At 70.6% G+C, this 25,278-nt stretch carries 23 protein-coding genes; 4 read left to right on the forward strand and 19 right to left on the reverse strand.

Going from position 1 to position 25,278, the window contains the following annotated elements:
- Positions 1–107 precede the first annotated feature (107 nt).
- Genes ACWGH0_RS03525 through ACWGH0_RS03545 form a run of 5 tightly spaced genes read right to left on the reverse strand, consistent with a single transcriptional unit; the run spans position 108 to position 6,177 of the window.
- The gene (locus ACWGH0_RS03525; RefSeq protein ID WP_453402448.1) at positions 108–1,532 is read right to left on the reverse strand and encodes a cellulose binding domain-containing protein; all 1,425 of its coding nucleotides are present in this window, start codon (positions 1,530–1,532) and stop codon (positions 108–110) included.
- Positions 1,529–3,043, reverse strand: coding sequence for a beta-N-acetylhexosaminidase (locus ACWGH0_RS03530; RefSeq protein ID WP_453402449.1), 1,515 nt, complete (start codon positions 3,041–3,043; stop codon positions 1,529–1,531). Before ACWGH0_RS03530 ends, ACWGH0_RS03525 begins: the two co-directional genes overlap by 4 nt.
- 8 nt (positions 3,044–3,051) lie before the next feature.
- On the reverse strand, positions 3,052–3,882 hold the full coding sequence (locus tag ACWGH0_RS03535) for a carbohydrate ABC transporter permease (RefSeq protein WP_453402559.1): 831 nt from the start codon (positions 3,880–3,882) through the stop codon (positions 3,052–3,054).
- Positions 3,883–3,899: 17 nt separating this feature from the next.
- Positions 3,900–4,895: a carbohydrate ABC transporter permease gene (locus ACWGH0_RS03540; RefSeq protein ID WP_453402450.1), complete on the reverse strand. Its 996-nt coding sequence runs from the start codon at positions 4,893–4,895 to the stop codon at positions 3,900–3,902.
- Between the two features lie 25 nt (positions 4,896–4,920).
- Positions 4,921–6,177: an extracellular solute-binding protein gene (locus tag ACWGH0_RS03545; RefSeq protein WP_453402451.1), complete on the reverse strand. Its 1,257-nt coding sequence runs from the start codon at positions 6,175–6,177 to the stop codon at positions 4,921–4,923.
- A gap of 195 nt (positions 6,178–6,372) precedes the next feature.
- On the opposite strand from ACWGH0_RS03545, the gene ACWGH0_RS03550 reads away from it, so the two are divergent.
- Complete coding sequence (locus tag ACWGH0_RS03550; protein WP_453402452.1) at positions 6,373–7,200, forward strand: GntR family transcriptional regulator; 828 nt, start codon at positions 6,373–6,375, stop codon at positions 7,198–7,200.
- 17 nt (positions 7,201–7,217) lie between these two features.
- Here ACWGH0_RS03550 and ACWGH0_RS03555 read toward each other — a convergent pair whose 3' ends face one another.
- From ACWGH0_RS03555 to ACWGH0_RS03615, 13 genes are all read right to left on the reverse strand, one after another.
- Positions 7,218–8,114, reverse strand: coding sequence for a nuclease (locus ACWGH0_RS03555; protein WP_453402453.1), 897 nt, complete (start codon positions 8,112–8,114; stop codon positions 7,218–7,220).
- A gap of 139 nt (positions 8,115–8,253) precedes the next feature.
- The gene (locus ACWGH0_RS03560; protein ID WP_453402454.1) at positions 8,254–9,117 is read right to left on the reverse strand and encodes a fumarylacetoacetate hydrolase family protein; all 864 of its coding nucleotides are present in this window, start codon (positions 9,115–9,117) and stop codon (positions 8,254–8,256) included.
- A 35-nt stretch (positions 9,118–9,152) separates the two neighbouring features.
- Complete coding sequence (locus ACWGH0_RS03565) at positions 9,153–10,190, reverse strand: cupin domain-containing protein (protein WP_453402455.1); 1,038 nt, start codon at positions 10,188–10,190, stop codon at positions 9,153–9,155.
- A gap of 22 nt (positions 10,191–10,212) precedes the next feature.
- Positions 10,213–11,433, reverse strand: coding sequence for an FAD-dependent monooxygenase (locus tag ACWGH0_RS03570; protein WP_453402456.1), 1,221 nt, complete (start codon positions 11,431–11,433; stop codon positions 10,213–10,215).
- 150 nt (positions 11,434–11,583) lie between these two features.
- Entirely contained in the window at positions 11,584–12,234 is a 651-nt protein-coding gene (locus ACWGH0_RS03575; protein ID WP_453402457.1) for a CoA transferase subunit B, read from the reverse strand.
- Positions 12,234–12,989: a CoA transferase subunit A gene (locus tag ACWGH0_RS03580; RefSeq protein ID WP_453402458.1), complete on the reverse strand. Its 756-nt coding sequence runs from the start codon at positions 12,987–12,989 to the stop codon at positions 12,234–12,236. The genes ACWGH0_RS03575 and ACWGH0_RS03580 overlap by 1 nt, the downstream gene beginning before the upstream one ends.
- 153 nt (positions 12,990–13,142) lie before the next feature.
- Positions 13,143–13,889, reverse strand: a complete 747-nt coding sequence (locus ACWGH0_RS03585) for an SDR family NAD(P)-dependent oxidoreductase (RefSeq protein WP_453402459.1) — start codon at positions 13,887–13,889, stop codon at positions 13,143–13,145.
- Positions 13,886–14,857 (reverse strand): fumarylacetoacetate hydrolase family protein, encoded by a 972-nt coding sequence (locus ACWGH0_RS03590; protein ID WP_453402460.1) that lies wholly within the window; start codon positions 14,855–14,857, stop codon positions 13,886–13,888. The genes ACWGH0_RS03585 and ACWGH0_RS03590 overlap by 4 nt, the downstream gene beginning before the upstream one ends.
- Positions 14,858–15,030: 173 nt before the next feature.
- Complete coding sequence (locus tag ACWGH0_RS03595) at positions 15,031–15,969, reverse strand: VOC family protein (protein WP_453402461.1); 939 nt, start codon at positions 15,967–15,969, stop codon at positions 15,031–15,033.
- Between the two features lie 11 nt (positions 15,970–15,980).
- Complete coding sequence (locus ACWGH0_RS03600) at positions 15,981–16,985, reverse strand: amidohydrolase family protein (protein ID WP_453402462.1); 1,005 nt, start codon at positions 16,983–16,985, stop codon at positions 15,981–15,983.
- Positions 16,982–18,112 (reverse strand): FAD-dependent oxidoreductase, encoded by a 1,131-nt coding sequence (locus ACWGH0_RS03605; RefSeq protein ID WP_453402463.1) that lies wholly within the window; start codon positions 18,110–18,112, stop codon positions 16,982–16,984. Before ACWGH0_RS03605 ends, ACWGH0_RS03600 begins: the two co-directional genes overlap by 4 nt.
- A 38-nt stretch (positions 18,113–18,150) precedes the next feature.
- Positions 18,151–19,125: a cyclase family protein gene (locus ACWGH0_RS03610; protein ID WP_453402464.1), complete on the reverse strand. Its 975-nt coding sequence runs from the start codon at positions 19,123–19,125 to the stop codon at positions 18,151–18,153.
- On the reverse strand, positions 19,104–20,105 hold the full coding sequence (locus ACWGH0_RS03615) for a fumarylacetoacetate hydrolase family protein (protein WP_453402465.1): 1,002 nt from the start codon (positions 20,103–20,105) through the stop codon (positions 19,104–19,106). Before ACWGH0_RS03615 ends, ACWGH0_RS03610 begins: the two co-directional genes overlap by 22 nt.
- Before the next feature lie 128 nt (positions 20,106–20,233).
- Here ACWGH0_RS03615 and ACWGH0_RS03620 point away from each other — a divergent pair, with 128 nt between their 5' ends.
- Both ACWGH0_RS03620 and ACWGH0_RS03625 read left to right on the forward strand, forming a co-directional pair.
- Positions 20,234–21,148 carry a LysR family transcriptional regulator gene (locus tag ACWGH0_RS03620; protein ID WP_453402466.1) on the forward strand — a complete coding sequence of 305 codons (915 nt, stop codon included), beginning with the start codon at positions 20,234–20,236 and terminating at the stop codon, positions 21,146–21,148.
- Positions 21,149–21,424: 276 nt separating this feature from the next.
- Entirely contained in the window at positions 21,425–22,627 is a 1,203-nt protein-coding gene (locus ACWGH0_RS03625) for an MFS transporter (protein WP_453402467.1), read from the forward strand.
- A 29-nt stretch (positions 22,628–22,656) separates the two neighbouring features.
- Here the strand turns inward: ACWGH0_RS03625 and ACWGH0_RS03630 are convergent, their stop codons facing one another.
- The gene (locus ACWGH0_RS03630) at positions 22,657–23,706 is read right to left on the reverse strand and encodes a LacI family DNA-binding transcriptional regulator (RefSeq protein ID WP_453402468.1); all 1,050 of its coding nucleotides are present in this window, start codon (positions 23,704–23,706) and stop codon (positions 22,657–22,659) included.
- Positions 23,707–23,957: 251 nt separating this feature from the next.
- Between ACWGH0_RS03630 and ACWGH0_RS03635 the strand changes: the two genes are divergently transcribed.
- Positions 23,958–25,274 (forward strand): ABC transporter substrate-binding protein, encoded by a 1,317-nt coding sequence (locus tag ACWGH0_RS03635; RefSeq protein WP_453402469.1) that lies wholly within the window; start codon positions 23,958–23,960, stop codon positions 25,272–25,274.
- The last annotated feature ends 4 nt before the right edge of the window (positions 25,275–25,278 follow it).

Below are 25,278 nucleotides of genomic sequence, written 5' to 3' on the forward strand. Positions count from 1 at the left end.
GTGTTGGCACCACGTACAGGACAACCCGGTGGGCGGATCCACCGCGAGTTTGTGCGTCGGGCTTGCGGCGGGCGGGCGCACAAGTGGGCTCCGCCCGCCGCGGGTGGTCACTGGCTGCTGGGCACCGTGTCCTCGAAGGTCGTGCCCGCGGCCCTGTAGGCGGCGATCTTCGTGGCGACCTGGGCCGGGGTGAGCACCTGGTCCTTGATATGCAGCACGTAGTCGACCTTCTGGTCGTAGGCGCGCGGTGTGGTGCTGGTCTGGCCCGCGAGGTCGATGAGCCACTGGTTGAAGTTGATGGACATCGGCCGTTCGGGCAGGTAGCGGGCGTCGTGACGGCCGAACTCCTGACCGTCGACGTAGTAGGTGATGTTGCTGTCGTTGATGGTGACGACGAGGTCGTGCCAGCCGGCGTAGCTGGTACGGGACTCCGAGTGCTGGTTGACGGCCTCCCAGGGATCGGGCCGGTAGGTCTCCCACGACGTGGTGTAGAGGATGTTGGCGGGCTCGCCCCAGCCACCGTTGGGCAGGTACTCGAAGTCGTACTCGGCGTAGTCGTCCGCCATCGGGGCCTTGAGATCGTTGATGGTGAAGAACGTCTGCACCACGCGGTCGCCGTCAGGACCCGACTTCGGCGCGTCGGAGAACCGCACCCGGGCCGCGTAGGTGCCGTTCTTGAACTTGGTCGCCTTGGTGAGGACCTCGGTGTGCTTCGTGGACTCCGGGGTGCCGGCGGTCGAGGTCTCCAGGTTCATGATGGAGTTGGCCCCTTCCTTGGCGAAGGTGACGTTCTGCGCCGCCCAGGTCGCACCCGGCACCCCGGGGCCGCCCGCGTTGGACCGTACGCTCCAGCCGTGGGCGCCGATCGCCGGATCGGTGTGCGAGGTGTAGTTGAAGTCGTCGAAGAGCGTGGCGCCCCCGGTGGGCGGGTCGGTCGGGTCGGGGCCCGGCCCCGGGTCGTTGCCCTCGGGCGCCGTTCCCCACACCTGCGTACCGCCGACACTCGCGGTGACCTTGGACCAGTTGCCGTACGCGGTCTGGGCGGGGCCGAAGGAGTAGTCGTCGTTCTGGTTCAGCGGCTGCCAGTTGGAGCGGTGGAAGCGCAACTGCATGTCGCCGGTGTCCGCGCCGGGCGCGAGGGTGCCGGCGCCGGCGGTGAAGCCGATCTCCAGGTAGCGGTCGGCGGTGGCGGTCGGCCTGGCGAGGGTCCCGAAGGTCCCGGTGACGTTCGCGCAGCCCTTGACCGCCCAGGAACAGGCGAAGGTGTACGAGGCTCCCGCGTCGGCCTTGAAGTAGTACCGGATCTTGACCTGGCTGAGGGAGACCGGGGTGCTGCCGGTGTTCACGGCCTTGAACCAGGGTTCGGCCTGGTCGCTGCCGGTGGCGCTCTGCCGGTACTGGACCGCCAGTGACTCGCCCGCGGCGACAGCGGGTGCCGCCGTCAGGGCGGCGCAGCCGAGGCCGGCGACGAGGGCGGCGGCCAGGGCCGCGCGTATGCGTGTCGTGTGCGCTCTCTTGCTGGTGCTGGTCACGTGGGGGTCCTCTCGGGTTGGGGGATCGCGGAGGGGCGGCTCGGCACTCCGAGGGCGTCGAGCCGGGTTCTGTGGTGGTGCAGTCGTGCCTGGAATCCGGGCCAGTCGCGGCCGCCGGACCAGGCGGTGTCGGCCAGTGCGCACAGCCTGGGGAAGGCGAGGTACTCGGCGTGCGCGGCGGTGGCGACGTACTCGGTCCACAGTTGCGCCTGGGTGCCGAGCACCTGCGCGGCGGCTGCCGCCTCCCAGTGGGCGGGGGCGGGGTCGGTCGCGTACACGGCACGCAGGTCGAGGGCCCGGCCGGGCTGGCCGGGCGGTTCGTCGGGGTGGTCGGACTGCGGGTAGTCGAGGTAGGTGGAGCGGTGCGGGGCCATGATCACGGGTTGGCCGCGGCCGGCCGCCGCGAGCCCGTGTTCCTCGTCGCGCCAGGCCAGGGCGGCGAAGGACGCGGGCAGGTCGTGGCCGGTCTCGGTCCACCCCAGTGGCCGCCTCCCGTGCTCGGTCAGGTGGTTCCCGATGCGTTCCATGAACCAGCCGTGGAGTTCGTCGGGGCCGGCCAGCCCTTGCTCGGCCACCCGCCGCAGGGCGGTGGGGGAGCGGTGCCACTCGGTGGTCGGGCATTCGTCGCCGCCGACGTGGATCCAGGGCGAGGGGAAGAGGTCCATGACCTCGTCCAGTACGGTGCGGCAGAAGTCGAGGACCTCGTCGGTGACGCCGAGCACGGTGTCGCACACTCCCCAGCTATGCCATACGTCCAGCCGCCGTTCGGGGAAGTTGCCGAGGTGCGGGTAGGCGGCCAGGGCGGCACGCGTGTGGCCCGGCATCTCGATCTCCGGTACGACGGTGACGCCGCGGTCGGCGGCGTATGCCACCAGGTCGCGCAACTCCTCGCGGCTGTACGCGCCGCCGTGCGGCACCCCCGCGACCTCCGTCAGCCTGGGGTACGCCGCGACAGGCATCCGCCAGCCCTGGTCGTCCGTCAGGTGCAGGTGCAGCACGTTGAGTTTGTGCAGCGCCAGCAGGTCGGTGAAGCGCCGGAGGAAGGAGACGGGCTGGAAGTGGCGGGCCACGTCGAGCATCGCGCCGCGCCAGGCGTACCGGGGCACGTCCGTGATCTCGACGCCGGGGACGGTCCACGGCACGCCGCGTACCGGTTCCGCCGCCAGGGCGGCGGCCGGCAGGAGTTGCCGGACCGTCTGGACACCGTGGCGCAGCCCGGCGGGGCCGGCGGCACGCAGCAGTATCGCTTCGCCGCTGACCGTCAGGCCGTAGCCCTCCGTGCCGAGACCGGTGAGGCCGGGATCGAGGATGAGCACGATCCGGCCGTCGGCGGCGAGGGGCAGGGGCAGACCGGTCGCGGGGGCCAGCAAGGTACGCAGCAGAGCGGCGGCGGGCCCAGCGCCGGGGGTGACGCGGATCGCCGTTGTGTCGTCGAGTGTGAACGCGCCCGCCGATCGGCTGAGTTTCGCGGGCCTCGGTACGAGCCGGGGGTCCGTGGCCGGTGGGAACACGGGGCCCCCTATCCCTTGACCGCGCCGCCGGCCAGGCCGGTGGCGACCCGGCGCTGGAGCACCAGGAAGAGGATGAGGACGGGCAGCGCGAAGAGCGTGGAGGCGGCCATGGTGGCGCCCCAGTCGGTGCCGAAGACGTTCGAGAACGAGGAGAGCCAGACCGGCAGGGTGCGGTCGTCCTGGTTCTTGATGATGAGCATGTTGGCGAAGGCGAACTCGTTCCAGGCGGTGATGAAGCCGAAGAGTGAGGTGGCGAGCAGTCCGGGTGCGAGCAGCGGGAGGGTGACCCTGCGGAACGCGGCCGCGCGGGTGCAGCCGTCGACCTGGGCGGCTTCCTCCAGTTCCTTCGGTATCGCGGTGAGGAAGCTGCGCAGGGTGACGATGGTGAACGGCAGAGTGATCATGAAGTAGACGAGGGTGAGAGTGGCGAGCCGGTCGAGCATGTCGGTGTCGCGGGCGATGACGTACATCGGGATGAGCAGCGCCTCCCAGGGTGCGACCTGCGCGATGAACACCATCAGGACGAAGCCGCGGCGGCCCTTCCAGCGCAGCCGCGCCACCGCGAAGGCCGAGCCGAGGGCGACGGCCAGGGCCAACAGCACACAGCCGGCCGTGACGAGGAGGCTGTTGCGCCAGAACGACCAGAAGCCGTCGGCGTCCACCGCGGCGGAGAAGTGCTCCAGCGTCAGCGAGGTGGGCAGGAAGACGGGCGTCTCGGCCTGGATGTCCGGGGTGGGCTTGAAGGCCGTGAGGACCATCCAGTACACGGGAAAGACGCAGAGGAGGAAGACGGCGAGCGCGCCCGCGTTGAGGGGGAGCCGCCGCAGCGCACCGGACATCGGTGCGGGGAGGGGTCTCACAGCTCGGCCTCCTGACGGAACATCTGACGGAAGTAGACGATCAAAACGGTGATCAGGATGAGTACGGTGAGGGTCGCCGCGGCGGCTCCGAGGTCGTAGCGGTGCAGCGACCGGGCCACCTGGTAGGAGTAGACCGGCAGGGTGGTGGTGGCTCCGCCGGGTCCGCCTCTGGTGACGGCCCAGATCTGCCCGAAGCACCGCAAGACCCAGATGACTTCGAGGCTCAGGACCAGCCCGAAGACGGGTTTGAGGACGGGCAGGGTGATGGAGCGGAATATCTGCCAGTTGCCGGCGCCGTCGATGCGGGCGGATTCGAAGAGCTCGGTGGGGACCGTGGTCAGCGCGGAGTGCAGTGTGATGGCGACGAAGGGCACGGACTGCCATACGACGAGCAGGACCAGGACGGTGAAGGCCGCCGGCCCGTGTGCCAGCCAGGAGTAGTCCTGGAAGGAGTCGAACCCCAGCCGCACCAGCAGCCAGTTGACCACTCCCAGGCGGGAGGAGAAGAGCCACTGGAAGACGGTGGACGTGGCGATGACGGGGCTGGCCCAGGCGAGCACCAGCCCGCTCAGGACCAGGGTCCGCATCCGCTTGCGCAACCGCTGGAGCATCAGTGCGACGCCCGTGCCGATCACCATGATGAGTACGACGTTGATCCCGGTCCACCACAGTGTGCGCCGGACGACCTGCCAGAACGCGCCGTCGCGCAGGATCTCCCGGTAGTTCTCCAGACCGGCGAACCGGGCCCCTCCCCGGATCAGTTCGGCCATCCCGTAGTGCTGGAGGGAGATCAGCACACTGCGGGCGAGGGGGTAGGCGAGCAGGAAGGCGATGCCGACGACGGTGGGTGCGATCAGCAGGTAGGGCCACAGGGCACCGGGCACGGCCCGTCGGCGTCCGGCCGGCGGGGAAGCCGGGGCGGCGGTGGCCGTCGCCGTCGCTGCCGTGAGCGGGCCGGCCACCGGGCCGGTGCGGGTGGCGGGGCGCGTCATGCTCTCTTCCCCGGCCGCGCCCCGCTCATGAGTTGAGCGTCTTGCTGATGGCGTCGGAGGCGTCCTTCGCGGCCTCGTGCCGGTCGCTTCCGGTCAGCACCGAGGTCATGTACTCCTTGATGGGGTTGGTGGCTTCGACAGCGGCCCACTGCGGGGAGTTCGGTGTCGCGCGTCCCCGCGCGGCCGCCGCGGCCATGGCGGCCGTGCCCTCGTTGTCCTCCAGAGCGTCGGCCAACGACGTCCGGTTGGGCACGTAGCTCATGGTTCTGGCCAGATCCCTCTGCCACTGCTCCCCGGCGAGCGACTTGACCACTTGGTACGCCGCGTCCTGGTGGGCGGAGGCGGCGGGAATAATCAGATCCGACCCGCCGGTGAAGGTGGCCCCCGGGGTGCCCTCCGTCTCGCCGGGGATCGGGAAGAAGCCGAGTTTGCCCGCGAGGGCCGGGTTCGCCTGCTCCACGATCTTCGCGCCGCCGGGAACGGCGATGATCTGGGCGACGTCCCCCTTGGCGAACACGTCGGCCTGCGGCGGTTTGGCCTCGTCGGAGTCCTTGGGGCCCTTGCCCAGGGCCTGGAGCCGCTGGTAGAAGTCCATGCCCCGGAGCGCTTCCGGGCTGTCGAGCGAGCCCTTCCACCGGCCGCCCCTCTTCTCGGCGAGTTCGCCGCCCTCCTCCCAGACGAAGCCGGCGAGGGTGTACCAGTTCTGCCCGGGCAGGTAGATGCCCTGTGTCCTGCCCCGGTTGAGCTTTCCGGTGATCCGCAGCCACTCGTCACGCGTCCTGGGCGGGGAGGTGATCCCGGCCTTCGCGAAGAGGTCCTTGTTGTAGATCACGACGCGGTTGGCGGCGTACCAGGGGATGCCGTACTGCTTGCCGTCGATCTTGCCGGGCTCGGCGAGACCGGGAAGCCAGTCACCGCCGCCGAGCTCTCCGACCTTGTCCGTCAGGTCGAGGACGCCGCCGCTCTGCGCGTACTGCGCGACCTGGGTGTTGCCCACTTCGATCACGTCGGGGGCGTCCTTGCTCGCGAGAGCGGCGGTGATCCTCTCGCCGATGCCGTCCCACTCCTGTATCTGGATGTCCAGGACGGTGTCCTTGTGCTGCCGCTCGAAATCCTTCTCGAAGCGCTGGAGGTACGCGTCGGAGACACTGTCCTTCATGATCCATACGGTGAGCGTGGCCGGACCGGCCGCCTTCTCGGCGCCGGACGACGAGGCACCGCAGGCGGTGAGCGCACAAGCGGCCGTGAGCGCTGCGACGGTGGGGACGAAGCGGATCTTCACTGGATTCACCTCAAGAGAGAGTTGACCAGTTGGTCAACTGGGCAACGGCGTGGCTCGAAGGTGGCATAGACCAATGTGAGCGTCAACCCCCCGCGAAATATGGGCTCTTCGGTAGGAGGTGACGCGGAGAGCGCCTAAACTGCCGTTTACCACCGGACCAGTTGAGAGTGATCGAGCAAGAGAGGTCGGAGCGTCATGGAGAGCAGCTCCTCAGGTGCCGTACTCAAGCGGGAGCGGGTCCGGGAGTTCCTCCTCGGCCTCATAGAGGTGCGTCGTCCCGGCGACGCCATCCCTTCGGAACGCACGCTCAGCGCCGAACTGGGCGTCTCCCGCCCCACCCTGCGTGCCGCCGTGGACGAACTCGTCGCCACGGGGCAGCTCGTCCGCGAGCACGGCCGCGGCATGTTCGTCGCGCCGGCCAAGATCACCCAGGAACTCGTCTCCGACGACGCCGCCTTCGCCGTGCCCCGGGCCGGGGGCACCTGGTCCAGCAGACTCCTGCGACTCGACACCATCCGTGCGGGGGCGCGCATCGGTCGCAAGCTGCGTATCTCCCCGGCCGCCGAAGTGGTCTACATCGCCCGGCTGCGGCTGGTCGACGGGACGCCGATCGCCATAGAACACCTGCACATCCCGGCCGACCTGGTCCCCTCCCTCAGTCCGCAGGAACTGGAGGCGGGAGACCTGTACGACCACCTGCGCGAGCACCACTCGGTCCACGTCGACCAGGCGGTGCAGTCCATCGAGCCGACCGTCGTCAACGAGGCGGAGGCCGGTGTGCTCGACGTCCCGGTTCTCTCACCCGCCCTGCTGATCGAGCGCCTGACCACCGACACGGCGGGCCAGCCCGTCGAGTACGTTCACTCCGTCTACCGGGGCGACCGCTACCGGATCGTCTCCCGGCTGGCCCTGGGCGCCACCGCACCGCACCCGCGTTCCGAGAGCCACCATCCGGGCATCCCGCCGGGGGACTTCGCACACGGGGACATCATCACGTCGTCGACGACCGGTGACGCCCGCTGACCGGACCGCCTTCCCGCCTACTTCTCCTGGAAGACGATCTCCTTGGCCGGGCGGGTCATCCTCACGGTGTTGTCGGCGGTGACCTCGACGATGTGGTGCAGACCCCTGTAGAGCTTCTTGGACTCCGGAAGGAGGCGGTACTCGTCCGCGGCCCCGGCCAGGAAGGCGCGGAAGCAGGCCAGGGACGGGTCGGTTCCCGTGAAGTCCAGGTAGTCCTTCAGCCGGCGGAACAGCTTCGGGAGGATCACCGCGCCGTAGCTGTCGTCGGTGAGCGAGGTCATGCCGACGACCTTCACGCCCTTGAGGGTCTCGTCAACCTTCCACACGCCGTCCGCCGACGCCTTCGCCTTCTCCGAGGCGTCGGTGAGGAACTCGCGGAGGTACACGGGCAGGCCCGAATAGAAGGTCGGGTAGGTCAGGCCGAGCAGGAGCAGGCGGTAGTTGGCTGTCCGTTTCAGCAGGTCCTCGTCGACGCCGGTCCAGTAGCCGCTGTACACGGGCGGGGTGCCCCTGCCGACGAAGGCCACACAGCGGCCGAAGGCGTCGGCGCCCCGGGTGAGGATCCAGCCGGGGACCGTGTCGGGCGTGGTCGCAACGGTCTCGTCGTCGTCCCGCAGGACGGTGGTGAAGCCGAGGAACTTCAGCAACTCGTTCGCGGCCGCGTGGGCGAGGCCCAGCGGCTGGTGCTCCACGTGCGGCTCCTGGCCGTAGTGCGTCTCCAGGGCGTCGATGCCTTCGAGCCGGATGCTCGCGCGGCCGTCCGCCCTGGGCACGATCTGCCGGTCCCCGGGCACGAGCTTCCAGTCGGCCACGTTGTCCGGGATGAACGGGAGGGTGTCGCCATCCGGTCTGGCACCCCCCTCCACCTTGAACTTGCCTCTGATCAGCAGCATGGACATGGCGGCTCCGATCACCGTGGGTGTGTACCGATTACGCACAGTACACAGCCGACCGGTCGTCAAGCCTGCACCGCGCCTGCTGGTGGCAACGGCGACACCTGGGGCGGTACCGGCCGGCGGCGGGTTGCCGTACCGCCCCCTGCGGCGGTCCCTCTCAGCCGCGCCGGTGTCCCGGACGCAGCGCGTAAGGGGTGGCCCGGGAGCCGTCCACACCCACATCGAGGCGGCCGATCCGCTCGATCTCCAGGACGACACGGTCGCCGTGAGCGAGCGGCCCGACACCCGCGGGCGTCCCCGTCGCGATCACATCACCCGCGTACAGGGTCATCACCGAGGACGCGTAGGCGATCAGCTCCCGCACACCGAAGATGAGGTCGGCGGTGCTGGTGCGCTGCCGTGTCGTGCCCGTCACGTCACAACGAAGGTCGAGAGCGTCGGGGTCGGGAACCTCGTCGGCCGTGACCACCCACGGTCCGATCGGGGTGAACGTGTCGAACGACTTGCGTGTGGATCGGTCCTCCCCCGAGCGGACGGTGATGTCCAGCAGGCAGGTGTACCCGAAGACGTGGTCCAGCGCGTCCTCGGCACGCACGTGCGACGCGGTGCGGCCGATGACGACGCCGAGTTCGCCCTCCTGGTCGGTGCGCCTGTCGGAGTAGGGGAGGACGATGTCCTGGCCGGGTCCGATCACGGAGGAGTTCGCCTTGAGGAAGACGCCCAGGTCCGCGATCGAGGTGGAGTACTCCATCTCGGCCTTGTGGTCCAGGTAGTTGACCGGGGCGCCGATGATCTTGCCGGGCCGGGGGAGTGGGGCCTCCAGCGTCGCCTCCGCCAGCGGGACGGGGCGGCCGCGGCCGAGGTCGAGCGGGGCGGCGGTGCCGCTGGACACCGCCTCGATGTAGTGGTGGAGCGCACCGGCCGCGCCGGCGAACCCGGCGGTGACCTGGTCGGTCACGTCGACGATCGTGTCGCCGTCGACGACGCCGAGGAGTCCTTTGTCGAACAGGGCCAGACGCATCGTGGCCTCCTTGCAGTGGTTTCGGAACGGGTGGATCAGGCGCCGGGGTCGGCGTCCTCGGTGCGGTACAGGCCGAGGGAGCGCATGACCGGCTCGTCGCTGTAGGAGAACAGGACCGCGTCGCCGGACGCGGACGTGTTCAGGTGCCGGTAGGAGGCCCAGTTGGGTATCGCGAAGGTGTCGTTCTCGGCCCACTCCAGGCGCACGCCGTCGACGACGGTGGCCCCTTCTCCGCGTACGACGCTGAAGACGGTCGACGCGGTGTGGCGGCGGCCCGCGCCCCGGAAGCCCGGGCGCAAGCGCTGGACGCGGCACCCGATCGTCGGCATGACGGGGCCACCGGTCCAGGGGTTGGTGTACTCCAGCACGATGCCGTCGACGTCGCTGCCCTCGGCGGTGTCGGCGACGGCGTCGAGCGCCCGGCGGGTCTCCTGCCAGGTGTAGCGGGTCACGGGGGAGTTGAGGCCCTGCGGTGTGATCCACGTCGGAGTCAGGCGGCCGTGCAGGAACTGCCGGCTGCCCGCGTCGTCGGCGCGGGTCACCGGCTGGAGCCGCTCGGGGTACTTCTCGTAGAAGCCGGCTTCCAGGGCGTTGACGAGAGGGTAGTCCAGGGCGTCGAGCCAGATCATCGGCGCGTCGCCCTCATGGGTGTGGTCGTGCCAGTGCCATCCCGGGGTCAGCAGGAGGTCGCCGGGAGCCATGAACACGCGCTCGCCGTTGACGGTGGTCCACGCGCCGTTCCCCTCCAGGATGAAGCGGAACGCGTTCGACGTGTGCCGGTGGGCCTGGGCCGTCTCGCCCGGCAGAATGATCTGGAGTCCCGCGTATAGGGTGTTGACGGTCGCGGGCGGGTCGCTCAGGCCGGGGTTGACGAGCATGAGAACCCGTCGTTCGGCCTCGTCCAGGGACAGCACCCGGGAGAAGTGCAGGAGGTGCGGGCGCAGCTCCCGCCAGCTCCACCGGTAGGGCACGGCCCGGCTGCGGGGCTGGGCGGGAAACAGATTGCCGTAGAAGCGCCAGAGCGGCGCCGCCCCCAGGTCTTCCAGAGCCTTGTAGGCGGGGTCGTCGGTCATGGTGTCCTCTCGTGGTGGTCGCTCACGCGGTGCAGGATGCCGTCGGGGCCGGGTCCGGGGTCCAGACCCAGGCGATGTCGTCGAAGTCCTCGGGTGCGCGCGAGGCGAGGAGCCGGTTGCGCAGCGTGGCTCCCATGCCTTCCAGGTGGCAGATCTCGCCGAACCGGCGGGCGTTGGTCTGGATGCCGGCGGCGCGCTGCCGGCGTTCGTCGGCGTAGGCGGCGAAGGCCGCGGCGATGTCGGTGTGCCCGCCGAGGACCCGCCCCAGCGTCACGGCGTCCTCCAGCGCCTGACAGGCACCTTGGGCCAGGTACTGGAGCATCGGGTGGGCGGCGTCACCCAGGAGCACGATCCGGCCGTGCGCCCAGTCGGTGAGGGGCAGGCGGTCGAACAGGGGCCAGCGCCGGTCCCGCGCGATCAGGGGGAGCGCGTCGCGCACCGCCGGGCAGGCGCCCGTGAAGCGTTCTTCCAGCTCCGCCGGGGTGCCCCAGTCGTCAGAGTCGGGTGTGTAGTGGTCGCTCTCGAAGACGGCGACCTGGTTGTAGAGCTCGCCGCGCCGCACGGGGTACTGCACGAGATGCATGCGGGGCCCGGCCCACACGACGACGGACTCCGACGCGGCGTGCCGGGACATCGTGCCCGTCATACGGCTGACGGGCAGTGCACCCCGGTAGGCCACGTAGCGCGAACACACGGGCTCGCCGTCGCCGACCAGGATCTGCCGCAGACGCGAGCGCAGGCCGTCCGCCGCCACCACCGCGTCCGCGGCCAGGCGTTCGGACGTCTCGGCGAAGTGCAGGCGCACCTCGGACGAGGTCTGCACCGCGTCCGTGACCGTGTGCCCCGTGCGCAGGGTGATCGACGGGTGCTCCTGACAGGCCGACAGCAGCGCCGCGTGCAGGTCGGTGCGGTGGGTGACGAGGTAGGGGTGTGCGAAGCGGCGGGTGTACGCGTCGCCGCGCAGGTCGAGAGCGGTGACCTGCTCGCCGCTGAGCGCGTCCATCATGACGAGCCGGGGCGGTGCGACGGCGGAGCGCTGCACGGTGTCCAGGACACCGAGTTCCTCCAGTGCCAGCGACGCGTTCGGAGCCAGTTGCAGCCCGGCCCCGATCTCGCCGAAGCGGGCGGCCCGCTCCACGAGCGTCACACGGTGCCCGGCGCGGGCGGTCGCGAGGGCGGCGGCCAGGCCGCCGATGCCGCCGCCGACGACGGCGATGTGTGCGGCAGGGGAAGTCACAGGCACGGGGGCCTCCTTGGGATGTCGGGTCGGTCCGCCCTGCCCGGCACGCAGGGTGATCTGCGTCGGGATCAACGGTGTCCGGTCACCGGGCGGAAAAGAGATCTCACTGCCGACCCGTGCGGCGGGCCACGGGCGCGGGCTGCGGTGCCGCCCTCAGCAGACGGCGGTGGTGCTGTCGACGTACACCGTGGCGTCGGTACGGGCGTGGATGTCGTCGACGGTGACGCCGGGGGCGGTCTCGACCAGCGCGAGGCCGCGGTCGGTGACGTCGAGTACGCCGAGGTCCGTGATGATCCGGTGGACGCAGGACCGGCCGGTGAGGGGCAGGGTGCAGTCCTGCACGATCTTCGGTGTGCCGTCCCTCGCGGTGTGCTCCATCAGGACCACGACCCGCCGGGCGCCGTGGACGAGGTCCATCGCACCGCCCATTCCCTTGACCATCTTGCCGGGGATCATCCAGTTCGCCAGGTCACCCTGCTCGGAGACCTGCATGGCGCCCAGGACGGCGGTGTCGATGTGACCGCCGCGGATCATCCCGAACGACAGGGCGGAGTCGAAGAACGAAGCGCCGGGAAGGACGGTGACGGTTTCCTTGCCGGCGTTGATCAGGTCGGGGTCGACCTCGTCCTCGGTCGGGTAGGGCCCGGTGCCCAGGATGCCGTTCTCGGAGTGGAGCACTACCTGCACCCCTGCCGGCACGAACGCGGGGATGAGGGTGGGCAGTCCGATGCCGAGGTTGACGTACGACCCGTCGGTCAGCTCGGCGGCGGCCCGTGCGGCCATCTGGTTGCGGTTCCAGCCCATCAGCTGCGCACCGTCCTCTTCTCGATCTGTTTGTCCGACGCCTGGGCGGGGGTGAGGGCGACGACGCGCTGGACGAAGACGCCGGGCAGGTGCACGTGGTCGGGGTGGAGCACTCCCGGTTCGACGAGTTCCTCGACCTCGGCGACGGTGACGCGGCCGGCCATGGCCGCCAGCGGGTTGAAGTTGGCCGACGCGCGGCGGAAGACGAGGTTGCCGTGCCGGTCGCCGCGCCACGCCCGTACGAGCCCGAAGTCGGTGGTGATGCCGTGTTCGAGGATGTGCGGCACGTCGTCGAAGACGCGGGTCTCCTTGGCGGGGGAGGCGACGGCGACGCTCCCGTCCGGCGCGTATCGCCAGGGCAGCCCGCCGTCACCGACCTGGGTGCCGACGCCGGCCGGGGTGTAGAAGGCGGGGATGCCGCAGCCGCCTGCCCGCAGCCGCTCGGCGAGCGTTCCCTGGGGGACGAGTTCGACCTCCAGTTCACCGCCGAGGTACTGCCGTGCGAACTCCTTGTTCTCGCCGACGTAGGAGCCGGTGACCCGGGACACACGGCCTGCGGACAGCAGCACTCCCAGCCCTCGTCCGTCCACACCGCAGTTGTTGGAGACCACGTGGAGGTCCTTGGCGCCCTGGGCGTGCAGGGCGCGGACGAGGATGTCGGGGATGCCGCTGAGGCCGAAGCCGCCGACGGCCAGCGAGGCTCCGTCGGGAATGTCGGCGACGGCATCCGCCGCGTCACGAATGACCTTGTCCACGATTCGGGTGTTCCTTTCGGGCGGGGTCGTCCGGCAGTACGGCGGACCGTCCGCCGTCGGCGACGGGGGCTTCTTCGGCGGTGAAGCGGAGTGCTGTCGCCCCGCCCGGCCCGCGTGCGGCCGCCGGGATCAGCGCGACTGCGCCTCCGGGCGTCATGACCCCGCCTCGTGGCGCAGTGTGTCGGAGACGGACTTCACTCCGCCGTGCGAGGTCAGCCCGCCGTCGACGGGAATGTCCGCGCCGGTGATGAACGACGACTCGTCCGACAGGAGGAACACCACCAGCGGCGTGATGTCCTCGACGCTCCCGACACGGCCCAGCGGCGTCTCGCGGACGTTCGCCTCGCGGAACGACGGCGAGGCCGATGCCGTCATCTCGGTTTCGATGAACCCGGGATGGACCGTGTTCACCCGGACGCCCCGCGGGCCGAGCTCCATGGCGGCCGTCTTCGACAGGCCGCGCAGGGCCCACTTGCTCGACGTGTAGGCCACCGGGAAGTGGGCCGTCAGCGCCGCGGACGAGCCGACGTTCACGACCGACCCGCCGGGGGGCATCAGCGGAGCCAGGTGCTGGATTCCCAGCAGCGGACCCGTGACGTTGACCGCGTGGACGCGGGCCATGTCGTCGGGCGCCACCTCGTCCCAGCGGGCCCGCCAGGTGATGCCGGCGTTGTTCACCAGGCCGTGGACCGTCCCGTACGTCGCGCGCAGTTCGGCGGCGAGGGTCGCCCAGTCCTCGGGCCGGGTGACATCGAGGGGTCGTACGCCGCCCTTGCCGCTCACGTCGGTGGCGATGACGTGGGCGCCCTCGCGGGCCAGGGCCGCGGCCTCGGCGGCGCCCTGGCCGCGTCCCGCTCCCGTGACGACGACGACCTTGCCCGCGAGCCGCCCGCCGCTCATGGTCGCTGCCGGGCGCGGCGCCGGCCCGTCGGCAGCGGGACCGGCTCAGGGCCGGGGACGACGCGGGTGGTCAGGGAGCCGATGCCCTCGACGGTCAGGGTGACCGTGTCGCCCGGCTTCAGCGGCGGCGGGTTCTGCCGGCCGGAGCGTCCCCACAGCTCGGCCAGGCAGCCGCCGTTTCCGCAGGTGCCCGATCCCAGCACGTCCCCGGCGACGACGCGGGTGCCACGCGAGGCGTAGGCGGTCATCTCCTCGAAGGTCCAGCTCATGTTGGACAGCAGGTCGTGGCCCACCTTCTGCCCGTTGACCTCGGCGGTGAGTGCCAGCCGCAGGAAGCCGTCGCCGTCGCGGTACGGCTCCAGCTCGTCGGCGGTCACCAGGAAGGGGCCGAGCGTCGTGGCGGTGTCCTTGCCCTTGCACGGGCCGAGGCCGACCTGCATCTCGGCGGACTGCAGGTCGCGCGCGGACCAGTCGTTGAAGATCGTGTAACCGACGATGTGGTCCCGGGCCTGTTCCGGGGTGAGGTCACGGCCCTCGCGGCCGACGACGGCCGCCACCTCCAGTTCGAAGTCCAGCACGGAGGATCCCGGAGGCATCGGGACGTCGTCCTGCGGGCCGTGGATCGCGTGGGGATTGGTGAAGTAGAACGTCGGCGCCGCGTACCACTGCTCGGGCACGCCGGCCGCGCCGCTCACCGAGCGGCGCACGCCCTCGACGTGCTCCTCGAAGGTCACGAAGTCCCGTACGGACGAGGGCTCCAGCGGCGGCAGGAGCCGCACCTGGGAGACGTGCGGACCGGGCGGAACGTCGAGCGCCGCCGCGCCGGCGACCAGCAGGCCGGGAAGTCCGTCCGCCTCACGGATCAGATCGGTCAGCGAGATGACGCCCGGCAGGGGGAAGAGCGTGCCGTCTTCCTCCACGACGGCCACGCGGCGTCGATGGCGGTGTTCGAAAGCGGCGAAGCGCATGGTGCGGCTCCAGACAGGAAAGGGGGATCGGACGCGGTACGTCGGCCGGGCGGACGGGACGGGGCCCGCTGTTCATCGCGGCGGGAGTCGACAGGCCCCGGGAGACCGGGAACGCGGCGGCGGGAGTCAGGGCAGGACACTGCCGCCGCGCCCCCGGGGTCACATGGGCCGGCTCAGACCGGCGGGGCGACGAAGCAGCCGCGGTCGGGGTCGTTGAAGGACTCCTTGGCGACCAGTTCGTTCATCGGGTTCGCCGTGCCCCACTGGTCGGTGACATCGGGCTGGGAGAAGTCGTAGACGTGCGGGTGCCAGGTGTCCTCGTCGAGCTCCTCCAGTTCGGTGGTGTACTCGACGGTGTTGCCGTGCGGGTCGAGGAAGTAGGTGAAGGTGTTGTCACCCGCCATGTGCCGGCCGGGGCCCCAGATCTTCCTGAAACCGGCCCGCATGACACGGCCCGAGCCGCGCATGTACTCGTCGATGCCGCGCATCTCGAAGGAGACGTGGTGCAGAGAGGTGTGCGGCCCCTTGGCCAGCGCCATGGAGTGGTGCTGGTTGCTGATCCGCATGAAGTGCATGACCTCGCCCATGTGAGGCGAGCTGAGGGTGTCGGAGAGCCGGAAGCCGAGGTGCCGCTCGTACCAGTCGCGGGTGCGGTCGAGATCGGGCGAGTTGAGTACGACGTGCGACAGCTTGACCGGGATCGACTCCTTCTCCTCGATCTTGCGGTGCTGCCGGACCTCGACGTCGGCGGACACCTCGATGGTGCGGCCGTCGACGTCGAAGAAACGGAAACCGTAGCCGCCGCCGGGAGTGTCGACCGTGCCGGGCCGCGAGAGCAGCTGGACGCTGCCGGCCAGCAGCCGCTCGGCGAGCGCGTCCACGTCCTCGGGACTCGCGGCGCCGTAGGAGACGAGGTCGAGGCGCTTCTCGTCCGCCTTGCGCAACCGGATCACGTACTGTTCCGGGCTGCCTTCGGCGGCGAGGAAGGAGATGCCGGAGTCCTCGGCGACCTTGGTCAGGCCCCAGACGCCGGAGTAGAAGTCGAGTTGCTTGTCGTAGTCGGGCACGGCGAGGTCGACGTGCCGCAGGTGGGTGAGCGGGCGTGCGCTCATGGTGGGCCTCCTCAGGCGAGGGCGAGGTTGAGCAGGGCGGCGGCGTTCGTGCCGCGGACGGCGGCGCATTCGTCGGCGGAGAGTCCCGCGGCCCGCAGCGCGGCCACGGGGTCCGACGAGCCCATGTCGAAGGGGAAGTCGGAGCCGAGCAGCACCCGGTCGGCCCCGGCGGCGTCCACCAGGGCCCGCAGGACGCGGGGGTCGTGGACGAGCGAGTCGAAGTACACCCGCCGCAGGTAGCTGCTGGGCCGCTGGGCGCAGCCGGCCGACGCGTCCGGGCGGGCCCGCCAGGCGTGGTCGCTGCGTCCGATGTGCGTGGGCAGGTAGCCGCCGCCGTGGGCCGCGATCAGCTTCAGGCCGGGATGCCGGTCGAGCGCCCCGGAGAAGATGAGGTGCGAGAGGGCGACGGCGTTCTCGGTGGGCTGGCCGACGGTGTTGGACAGGTACCACTGGTCGAGCCGCTCGTCGAGCGTGCAGCCGAACGGATGCAGGAACAGGACCGCCCCGGTCTCCTCGGCACGGGACCACAGCGGCTCGTAGGCCGGGTCGGACAGTTCCCTGCCCGGGGCGTGGCTGGAGATCTCCACGCCGGCCAGTCCCTGCTCCAGGGCGTGGTCGAGGGCCGCGACGAGCTGCCCGGGATGCTGGAGTGGCACCAGCCCCAGACCTCGCAGCCGGTCCGGCGCCTGCGCGCAGTGCGCGGCCGTCGCCTCGTTGGCGAGGCGGTACACCTTCTCCGCGGTCGGCGCGTCCGTCCAGTAGTGGTAGTGCGAGGGCGACGGACTGACCAACTGGACGTCGACACCCTGCGCGTCCATGGCGGCGAGGCGAACCGACACGTCGGTCAGGCTCGGGACGCGGTCGCGGACCATGGCGCCGCTGACGGTGAGCGCGTGTGGCCCGTTGCGCCGGGCGTCGAGTTCCCGCGCCTGCGCGTGCCCCGGCAGACCCGCGACCAGGGCGTCGACCTGGGGGAGCAGGACGTGGGCGTGCACGTCCACGGTCGGGGCGGTCACGGCAGCTCCCGCAGCATCGTCATGGTGCCCGCCATCAGGCCGGGCACGTCGGCGTCGCGGACGCCGTCGAGCTGCCACCGGCCGATCTGTACGGACGCCTCCACGACCGGGCGGACCCGCGCGATCCGCCGTTCGTAGTAGCTCTGGAACAGCTCCTCGTCCCACACCTCGGTCCGGGTCAGCAACTGGGCCAGTACCCAGGCGTCCTCCAGGGAGAGCGCCGCTCCCTGGGCCAGTGTGGGAGGGCAGCAGTGCGCCGCGTCCCCGACCAGGACGACCCGGCCCCGGTGCCAGGACCCTTCGACCAGCAGCCGGTCGAACCACGTGTAGTTGACCTTCGACGCGTCCGTGATCGTCGCGGTGATGGCCGGCCAGGCGCCGCCGTAGGCGGAGGCGAGACGGCGCATCTCCTGTGCGTACGACTCCGGCGGGATGGAGGCGCGGTCGCGGTTCTTCTCGACCACGTACGCGTAGAGCGTGGTGGGGCTCGTCGGGCAGTAGCCGGCGATGAAGGCGGGGCCGCCGTAGGCGAGGTCCGTGCGCTCGACACCGGCGGGGCGCGGGGCGGCGACCCGCCAGATGGCCATGCCGGTCGGTTCGGGCTTGTCGGGGATGCCGACCTGCGCGCGGGTGGTGGAACCCAGACCGTCGGCGGCGATCACCAGGTCGTAGCGGTGCTCGGTCGCGTCGCTGAACCGGACGGACACTCCGGTGGCGTCCTGGTCCAGGACGGTGGCGGTGGTGCCCAGGCGGATGTGCGCGCCGCTGGAGCGGACGGCGTCGGTCAGGATCCGCTGGAGCTGCGGGCGCTGCATGCCGACGGTGGCCGGCAGGTCGTCACCGCCGGTCCGCAGGTCGCGCTGGACGTGCAGGACGGTGCCGTCCGGCGCGGTGATCCCGACGGAACCGAAGGGGAAGCCGGAGGCTTCGACCTGCTCCCACACGCCCAGGTCGCGCAGGACACGCAGGGCGTTGCCCTGCAGGGTGATGCCGGATCCGGCGGTGGCGTTCCAGTCGTCCCTTGCCTCGACGAGGTCGACGCCGATCCCGGCGCGGCGCAGCAGGACGGTGGCGGCGCTTCCGGCCGCCCCGCCGCCGATGACAAGGACTCTGCGAGATGTGCTCATGGGGAACTCCCTTGTTCCTCGGGCCGTTGGCCCCGGGACTACTTGACGGCGACGGGGTTGACGGGGGACCCGACGGCGCCGGTGATGGGCAGGGGCGCGGCGGTGAGCCAGAACTCGTACACACCGTCGGCCGCGCAGTCCTCGGCGAGGGCCTCCAGGTCCCACATCTCGCCGATCAGCAGACCGATGTGGGGGATGACGACCTGGTGCAGGGGCTGGAAGGCGTGGTCGAACTCGTTGGGCCGGACCTCGAAGCCCCACGTGTCGGTGGCGATCGCGGCGATCTCGCCGGCGTGCAGCCAGGGCGCCGTGGTGAAGGACAGCCCCGGTGCGGCGCCGCCGGCGTAGTCGCCCCAGCCGTCGCGGCGGACGCGGGCCAGCTGGCCGGTGCGCACCAGCACGATGTCGCCGCGGCCGACCGTGACGCCGTGTGCCTCGGCGGCGGCCGTCAGGTGCTCCTCGGTGATCGCGAACCCGTCCGGCAGTTCGCCCGCCGTCCCGGCCGTCCGGCCGATGTCGAGGAGGACGGCGCGTCCGGCGACGTGGGCCGCCATGTGCTCGATGCCCGTGATCTGGTCGCCGTCGGAGGTGACGACCTGCTCGGCCGGACGCCCGTTCCACGCCATGCCGTGGTCGAAGATGTGCCCCAGGCCGTCCCACTGCGTGGAGCACTGCAGGGGCATGGCGATCACGTCGTCGGCGCCGCCGATGCCGTGGGGGAGTCCCTGGTTGCCGAGGGCCGCGTCCGTGCCCGTGTCGAGCATGGTGTGGACCGGGTTGGTCCGCCGGCGCCAGCCCTTCTGGGGCCCGTTGATGTCGAAGCGCTGCGACAGCGAGAAGCTGACACCCCGGCGGACGAGGGCTGCACCTTCGCGGCGCTTGGCCTCGTCCAGGAAGTTCAGGGTTCCGAGACGGTCGTCCTCTCCCCAGCGCCCCCAGTTGGAGCACGCCTTCGCCGCCCGGGCTATCGCGCCCTCGGGATCGTCGCGGTTCACACTTCCTCCGCGACACATCGCGTGCGCTGCGCGCCGAGACCGGTGATCGTGGCCTCCATGACGTCGCCGTCGCGCAGCAGACGGCCCCAGTGCATGCCGTTGCCCGCGGGGGATCCGGTGAGCACGAGGTCACCGGGCAGCAGCCGCGCGCTCTGGGAGGCGTACGCGACCATGCGCGCCACGTCGAAGAGCATGTCCTTGGTGGACTCGTCCTGCATGACCTCACCGTTGAGCTTCAGGGTCAGCCGGAGGTCGTTGGTGTCGCCGACGGACTCGGCCGGTACGATCCACGGCCCGAGCGGGGTGAACCCGGGCGCGTTCTTGCTGCGCAGCCAGTCCGTGCCGATCTGCGGCATGTCCCGGCGGAACACGGTGGCCCGGTCGGTCAGGTCGTTGGCGATCGTGTAGCCCGCGATGTGCTCCAGCGCTTCCTCGGCGGAGACCCGGTACGCGGGCCGGCCGATCACCGCGGCGAGTTCCAGCTCCCAGTCGGGCTTCGCGGCCCACGCGGGAAGCGTGACGTCGTCGTAGGGGCCGGTGACCGCGCTGGGAAGACCGATGAACACGTAGGGCAGGTCCTCGGCGGCACGCCGGTCCATGATGTCGGCCGCCTCGGCGCGCGCCTCCTCCTCGGACCGTCCGTCGGACGGGTCCCGGTGGGCGACGTGCAGGTCGATGACGTGCCGGCGGTAGTTGGCGCCCGACTGGAAGACCTGGCGGGGCTCGACAGGGGCGAGCACCCGGAAATCCGAAAGAGGGCGGTGGGGTGACGTCCCGGTCCCGGCCGCGATGCGACGCAGCCGCGGAAGAACGACCGGCCACTGGTCGAGGAGGTCCCGCACCGTCAGATCCGGTGCGTCCAGCGCCGTCCGCAGGTCGACGACCCGCCCTTCGGCATCGACGAGAGCGGGGAAGGCCGGGCCGTCAGCGGCCGAAAGAGTGCCGAGGGCGAACGGCCCGGCGAAAAGGTCAGAAGCGGATTGGGGTTTCACCGACATGTCCTCCTGATTGCGATGCGACTAATCTGAACCCGCCGCAAGCAATCAAGGAAATCGATTCTGTGGATAATAGATATCCACTACATCAATAGTCGCTGGTCGATGCCGTATCCGAAAGAGAGCCCCCCGTGAACTTGGCCAGTCTCGACCTCAACCTCGTCGTCGCGCTGCGTGCTCTGCTCGAAGAACGCAACGTCACCAGGGCCGGACAGCGCGTAGGTCTCAGCCAGCCCGCCATGAGTGCCGCACTGGGCCGCCTGCGCCGCCACTTCGGCGACGAACTCCTCTCCCGCGCCGGGGGCCACTACGAACTCACCGCCCTGGGACAGGTCCTGTCCGACCGTACGGCCACCGCGTACGACGTACTGGAGCGGCTCTTCGCCAGCCAGGCGGCCTTCGACCCGGCCGTGGAGACCCGGGAGTTCCGCATCGTCGCCTCCGACTACGCGGTCGACGTCTTCGGAGTCGAGCTGGCCCGCGTGATCCACGACGAGGCCCCCGGCATCCGCCTGCGGTTCACCCGCACCCCCCTGACCGTCGTCGACGACACCGCCAGCCTCCTGAGCGCCACCGACGGCCTGCTGATGCCGTACGGCGTCATCAGCGACTTCCCCGCCACCGACCTGTACGACGACCGCTGGGTCTTCGTCGTCGCCGACGATCACCCCAGCGTCGACGACCGGCTGACCAGGCAGGACCTCGCCAGGCTGCCCTGGGTCACCTACCAGCGGACCTACGACGCACCGGCTGTGCGGCAGCTCGGGATGCTCGGCATCGAACCGCGCGTCGAAGTCTCCGTCGACAGCTTCCACGCCCTTCCCGCACTCGTCGCCGGCACGCGCCGCATCGCCCTCGTCCAGGCCCGCCTCGCCCGGCTGCTCGCCCCGATCGCCGCTGTGCGCGTGCTGGAGCCTCCTTACGAAGCCGTCCCGCTGCGCGAGGCGCTGTGGTGGCACCCGGTCCACACCCACGACGCCGCCCACATGTGGCTCAGGGAGACCGCTGCCCGAGTCGGCAGGCGCCTCGCGGACACGGGGGTCTGACCGGACCCGCGAGCCGCGACCGCCGCGGTCCGGCGGCGCCCGGCGGGTATTCACGTGATGGATCGAGGGCATCCGGAACACCGATGACGCAGGGGGTGGGCAGCGCCTGCGCCGCCCCGCATAGTCGAGGGCACCCCGGCCCCGCGCCGACGCTCCCGCACCCGGCCCCGCGCCGACGCTTCGCGTGCCGGCACGCCCGTGCCCGCGCCGCTTCACACGCGCGGGCCGTTCACCGGGCGCCGCCCTCCCTCTCCCTTCGCGCACTGGAGTGCCGACATGCCCGCACCCGTCGCCCCGCCCTTCCGCGACCCCGACGACACCACGGCCCGCCCGGGACGGCTCCCGGCCGCCGTCCTCATGGCCGGCAGCTGCCTGCCCGTCCTCGGGGCGGTCCTCCTCGCCCCCGTACTGCCCCGCATGCAGGACCACTTCGCGACGGTGCCGGGCAGCAGCGCCCTGGTCCCCCTGGTGCTGACGGTTCCCGCGCTGGCGCTCGCCCTGCTCGCCCCCTTCGCGGGAGTCGTCGTCGACCGGCTGGGGCGCAAGCGCCTGCTCGTCGCGGCCACAGCCCTCTACGCCGTCTTCGGAACCGCGCCTCTGTGGCTGGACTCCCTGCACGCGATCCTCATCAGCCGCATTCTCGTCGGCGTCGCCGAGGCGGCCATCATGACCGCCTGCACCACCCTCATCGGCGACTACTACAGCGGAGAACTCCGCGACCGGTACCTCGCCCTGCAGACCATGTGCGCCTCGGCGTCGGCCACGGTCTTCTTCGTCCTCGGCGGTGTCCTCGGAGCCGCCGACTGGCGCGGCCCCTTCTGGCTGTACTCCATCGGCCTGCTGATCGCCCCGGTCATGATGCACGTCCTGCCCACACCCCGTCCGCCGGCGAGAAGCGACGTACCGGAGAAGCAGGCCGTGCGACGTCCCTTCCCCGTGCGCCGCATGGCCGGGATCTGCCTCCTCACGGTGTTCGGCGCCGTCGTCTTCTACGCGGTGCCCGTCGAAATGGCCTATCTGCTGGACGACTTGGGAGTGCACTCCACCGGAGCCATCGGTGCCGTCACCGCGGTGGCCAGCGCTGCCACCGTCGTCGGGTCCATCCTCTTCACGCGGCTCTCCCGGCGGCTGCGCGACCGGCTTCCCGCCCTCTTCGCCCTGTGCGCCGTCGGCTTCGTGCTGATGGGTGTCGCCGACGGCCTTCCCCTGCTGATCACCGGGGCCGTCGTCAACTGCGTCGGCACCGGGATGCTGCTGCCGTCGCTGGTGACGAGGGCCATGTCCCGGCTCGACTTCGACGACCGCGGGCGCGGCATGGGCCTGTGGACGGCGGCCTTCTTCCTCGGCGAGTTCCTGTGTCCGCTGGTGCTCCTGGGAGGCGCAGGAGTGACTGGCAGCCTCGCCTCGGCGGTCGCGCTCCTCGGCGTGCTCACCGGTGCCGTCTCCGCCGCACTCCTGCGGGCCGCCCGCACCGTGTGAACACGAGCGGCATGACGTCCGTCGTACGGCTACCGCTTCCGCGGTGCGGCAGTGCTGCGCCGTACCACCAGACGCGGAGTCATCGTGGTCCGCATGGCCCGGTCGCGGCGCCCCTCCACCCGCTCGATCAGCATTCTGGCGGCGGCCGAACCCATGGTGTGCCCCGCCTGGTCGACGCTGGAGAGCTGGACGGGCGCGAGCGCGGCGAGCGCGGTGTCGTTGTAGCCGACGAGAGAGACATCGCCGGGAATGTCGAGCCCCAGCTCGTGTGCGGCGCGGTAGATGCCCAGCGCCGCCACGTCGGCGCCGGTCATGACGGCGGTCGGCCGGTCGTCACCACTCAGGAGCGCCATGCCCGCCGAGTGGCCGCCGTCGTCGGAGTAGGTGGCGTGGTGGACACGGGCGTGGTCGGTGAGCCCGTGGCGTTCCATCGCCTCCAGGTATCCGTCCGTCAGCGCGATCTCGGGGGTGCGCTGCCACCGGCCCGTCCTGGTGCCCGCCGCCGACACCAGGGCGATGTCCCGGTGCCCGAGCGAAACCAGGTGGTCCACCACCAGCCCGGCGCCCCGATCGTCCGCGTCCACGACCGAGTCGTGCACCTCGGAGGCGTCGTGATGGCCGATCACCACGGTGGGTGTCACCGCCGCGGTGGCCAGCACCTCGGCGCGTGGGGCCCCCGGGGCGATGAGGACCAGGCCGTCCATCTGACGGTCCACCATCGAGCGGATCGTCCGGGCCTGTTCGTCCGCGCCGAACCCGGCCGCCCCGATCAGCACCGTGTACTCGCTGTCCCGCAGCTCCTCACGGATGCCGTCGAGGATGTCGGCGAAGAACGCGTTGCGGACGTTGTCGAGCAGGACGCCGATCGTGTACGTCCGCCCGCGCATGCCGCGCGCGGCCGCGTGCGGGCGGTAGCCCAGTTCGGCCATCGCGGCCCGGACCCGTTCCTGCATCGCCGTGCTGACGCCGTAGGCGTTGCGCATCACCTTGGACACGGCTGCCGTGGACACGCCCGCGTGACGGGCGACGTCGGTGATCGTCACCCGCTTGTTCGCTCCGGGTGCGCTGTCCGCGGCCATGAGTACCCCGATCGTCGTAAGAGCAGTGCAACGGTCTACACATCACTACCGGAATGGATTCATCCAGGCGATGAGACTACGACGATGTTACGCGTCTGTGTCTTGACGACGCCAGAGCGGACGGGTCATGGTGTTGCCCACTCGGATGGAGAACGTTCTACATCCTCTCCTGTGTGCGCGGCAGAGTCATCTCACCGCCCCCGCCCCGTCCGGCGCCCTTTCTCCTCTCTCACGATTCCTGGGAGTCACCAGTGCCCCACCGCATGATCCGCGCCCGCCGTGCCCGCCTGACCCTCTTCTCGGCCGGTGCCATGTCCATGGCCGTACTCGCCACCGCGTGCGGCGGCAGCGGTGGGGGCGCCTCCGTGGCGTCCAAGGACTTCACCTACCTCGGCGTCACCGAGAACACCACCACCAGAGCGGCCCTGACCAGTCTGTCGAAGGGCTCGTGCAAGGCCGCGAACGACGCCCAGCCGCTGAAGATCGAGACCGTCCCCCAGGCGAGCCTGGACCAGAAGCTCCAGCTGCTCGCCGGCCAGGACGCGCTGCCCACGCAGTTCGCGGCGGGCAACGCGCCGGCACTGACCAAGCAGCTCAGCAAGTCGGACAAGATCGCCGACCTCACACTCGAACTCGAGCGTCTCGGTGTGTACGAGCAGCTCGAACCGGCGGCCGTCTCCACGATCAAGGCCCTCTACGGCGGCAAGCTGGACGCGCTTCCCTACGAGTACAACATCGAGGGAATCTTCTACAACAAGAAGATCTTCAAGGACAACGGGCTGCGGATTCCAGGCACCTGGGGCGAGTTGAAGGCCGCCTCCGAGAAGCTGAACGCGAAGGGCGTCCAGCCTCTCTCCGCCTCCGGACAGCAGGGCTGGCCGCTGACCCGCCTCATCAGCGGTTACCTGTACCGGAGCCTGGGCCCCAGCGCCCTGGAGAAGATCGAGGGCGGATCGGCGAAGCTGACCGACCCCGAGTACGTCAAGGCGGCGGAGGAGATCGCCGCCCTCGGCAAGAAGGGCTACTTCGGCAAGGGCGTCGGCTCCATCGACTACGACACCGCGATGAACCAGTTCCTCACGGGCAAGTCCGCCATGTTCTACATGGGCAGCTGGGCCCTGGCGAACATCTCCGACCCCAAGCAGAACCGGATCGGTGCCGAGAACGTCGGCTTCATGCCCTTCCCCGCCGTCACCGGCGGCGCCGGCTCCGTCGACCAGTACCCCTCCAACGTCGGACTGGCCATCACCCTCGGGTCGAAGAACTTCGACAAGAAGACCGGGGAGTGGGTGTCCTGCATCGCCAAGAACTACGGCAGCACGGCTCTCAAGGACCACGGCTCCATCTCCGGCTTCAAGGTCAACACCCCGGTCAAGGACGCCAACGAGGTCACGAGCACCGTCCGTAGGACCATCAGTTCCTCGAAGCAGAACGTCCTCTGGTTCGAGGCTCTGTTCAGCACCAAGGCGACCACCGTCAGCCAGACCAACGCGGCCCGCCTCGCCACCGGCAGCATGAGCCCGAAGCAGTTCATGGAGACCGTCCAGGGCGCGCTCGGCAGCCGGTGACCCC

Source organism: Streptomyces sp. NPDC054887 (assembly GCF_053610585.1).